We start from the raw sequence: 2,815 nt of genomic DNA on the forward strand, positions 1-2,815 counted from the left end.
CTATTGCGTCTACGGCGCCCGCAAGCTGTGGAAAACCGCACGTCGGGCCGGCCACAACGTGGGCCGCGACCAGGTCGCCCGGCTGATGCGGGCCGTCGGTATCGAGGGCACTCGGCGCGGCAAACGAGTCAAGACCACCAGAGCCGACCCGGCCGCTGATCGGCATCCCGACCTGGTCAAGCGGAAGTTCACCGCTGCCGCCCCCAACCAGTTGTGGGTTACGGATCTGACGTTTGTGCCGACCAGGGCCGGGGTGGCCTACGTGTGCTTTCTCATCGATGCGTACAGCCCCATGATCGTCGGATCGCGGGTGGCCACGCACATGCGCACCACGATGATGCTCGATGCGATCGAGATGGCCCGATGGTCCCGCGTGTCGCTCGCCACGGTGATGGGACCGGTTTGAGCTGGGTTTAGCCACGGTTGTCGGCGTCGCCTGAAAACTAACCCCGTGTCGAACTCACCCGACGAAAAGGGGTCAATTTTCGGCCGCCGTTGACAGATCTTTTGCTGGCCGGACACCTGGAAGCGTCATGACCCGCGCGGCTGTAGCACTCGACGTCGTGGCCGGTATCGGCATCGGCCCAGGAACGGAGGTGCTGCTGAACCGCACCCTGCACGTGGAGGGGGTCCGGAGCCGATTCGGTGACCCGGTGTGGGATCTGTCCGGGGCGATCAAAGACCGGCACAGCGCCCGGCAGGCCGTGCACTGGGGCCGGTTCCCGGCGCCGTTTCGCCACGCTTGCAAGCTCTACCTGTTTGCTCTACTCAACCTCGTTGATGACGCACCTCGGCTCGACAGTGCGCGATCGCTTCATCCGCACGTCAAGACGATCTTGGGCGAGCTGGTGCCGCTGCGGCGGTTCACGACGTGGCTGAGCGACGCGGGAGTGACATCGTTCGACCAGGTCAGCACCGAACACCTCGACGATTACCTGCATTACGTCACCGACGCCACCGGTGAGAGCGCCGGAACCAAACGCTGCGCGCTGCAAGCCATCAAACGGCTACACCTCTATCGGGAGGAGTTGCCCGCCCAGTGCCGGCTCCCCGCGGGCCCGCTGTGGGGCGGTGCGAGTGCACGAGGACTCGCCCACTACGAATCCTCTTGGGGCAAGCCCAACACCACCCCCCGCATCCATCCGGATGTGATGGAACCGCTGCTCTCCGGGGCGATCGCGGTCACCCACACGATCGCAGCCGACCTGCTTCCCGCCGCACGCAACCTGCTCGCGATGCGCCATCTTGCCCACCAGATCGCCCCCGCCATCCGCCGGGCGCGCCCACGCGCACGGTGTCGGTATTCGAGACCACCAAGGCCCAACTCGAATGCATGCTCGCTGCACTCGACCGCAACGACGCCGCACTTCCCGGGATCCGGACCGGTGAGGTGACCAGTGTCGACCTGATGGGCCTGGCGGTGGGCGGATGGATGCACCACACCGAACTGAAACGCATGAAGGAGACGCCGGTCATGTTGGCGGCATCCGGATTGCCGATAGACGTTAATCTGTTGTGTATCAACACATTCAGCCACATCGGCACCAAGCCCTGGCGTGACGAGCCAGTCGATGCGCGAGAACTCGTCGGGCTGCTGCGTCATGTCACGGTTGCCTGTTTCCTCGTGATCGCCTACCTCTCGGGTGTGCGGACCGGCGAGGCCCTGAACCTGCGGCGCGGATGCATCAGCCGCGACCCCACGCTGGAGTTGACGTTCATGTCCGGGCTGCAGTTGAAGGCTGATGATGGGCGCCGACAGCGGTCACCTGCCACGATCCCGTGGGTCGTCACCGACGAAACCGCCCACGCCGTCACCGTCCTGGAACAGATCACGGTCAGCGACCTGCTCTTCCCGGCATTCAGCGTGTGCTCCCAGCAACGGTTCCTCTTCGGGGCCACCCGTACGAGAACACCCGGCTCCATCAACACCGACATAACTCGTTTCATCGACTGGTTCAACCAAGTGCCGCGCCTGCGACGGACCCTGGCATGGCACATCGTCCGGCGGCCAGGCGGAACCATCGCTGGCGCAACGCAATACGGCCACCTGCACACACAAATGATCCACGGCTATGCCGGTGGAGCTGATTCAGGATTTCCCGACGACATCACCTTCGAACGATTTCTGCACCGCGCTGAGACCATCCACGACGATGCCCAGCGCCTCGAGGCCGGTGAACACGTCTCTGGTCCGGCCGCCGAGGAATACCGGGCCCGCATCGCGCGGGCACGCACGTTTGCTGGACTGACGGTGACCACCACCGGTCAGGTCAACGCCGCGCTATCGAACCCCGCCCTGCAGATCCACCACGGCGCGGTCCTGACCTGCGTGTTCCGACGCGCCGCCGCGGCCTGCCTCGACCACAGCGACAGCTCCGACGAACCCTCCTGGACCCGGTGCCGGCTCGGTTGCGTCAACGCCGCCCGCACCGACCGCGATGCCGTCAACCTTCGCGAGCACGTCGGCGCACTCCAGCAGGACATGGCGGCGCCCGGACTGCCCGAACCGCTGCGACATCGCATTCAGACGCGTTTGATCGAGCACCTGAAGACCCTCGCGGACCACGAATCCAGCCGCCCGACGCCGAATCCAGACCAGGACGGGGACAACGAATGACCACCGTGCGCGTTAGCGCCGCCCGAAACGAGGAGGAACGCCAGATTGTCCAGGCCGCCATCGGCCGCCTACGAGACAACCATGCCGAGCGGAGCACCGGTGCACGCACCGTCGTGGCACTGGCGGTCGAATCGGGCGTACCAGGTCGTGTCCGGGATCCGGTGTAAATGGGGAGCACGGGCGTAGGTTCCGCTTCAC

General features: G+C 65.4%; 2 protein-coding genes and 1 pseudogene. All 3 read left to right on the forward strand.

From position 1 onward, the window contains the following. Positions 1 to 373: pseudogene (locus CRM90_RS29760) on the forward strand (DDE-type integrase/transposase/recombinase); the annotation flags it as partial. 160 nt (positions 374 to 533) lie between these two features. Further along, positions 534 to 1,394: a hypothetical protein gene (locus CRM90_RS31225; RefSeq protein WP_233209599.1), complete on the forward strand. Its 861-nt coding sequence runs from the start codon at positions 534 to 536 to the stop codon at positions 1,392 to 1,394. Beyond that, positions 1,334 to 2,617 (forward strand): hypothetical protein, encoded by a 1,284-nt coding sequence (locus tag CRM90_RS31230; protein WP_233209600.1) that lies wholly within the window; start codon positions 1,334 to 1,336, stop codon positions 2,615 to 2,617. Before CRM90_RS31225 ends, CRM90_RS31230 begins: the two co-directional genes overlap by 61 nt. The last annotated feature ends 198 nt before the right edge of the window (positions 2,618 to 2,815 follow it).

Origin of the sequence: Mycobacterium sp. ENV421, from assembly GCF_002887815.1 — a bacterium.
Lineage (GTDB): Bacteria > Actinomycetota > Actinomycetes > Mycobacteriales > Mycobacteriaceae > Mycobacterium.

Excerpts from the sequence above, each read along its gene's own strand:
- CRM90_RS31225 (WP_233209599.1), top strand. The coding sequence starts at position 534 with ATGACCCGCGCGGCTGTAGCACTCGACGTCGTGGCCGGTATCGGCATC.
- CRM90_RS31230 (WP_233209600.1), top strand. The coding sequence starts at position 1,334 with ATGCTCGCTGCACTCGACCGCAACGACGCCGCACTTCCCGGGATCCGG.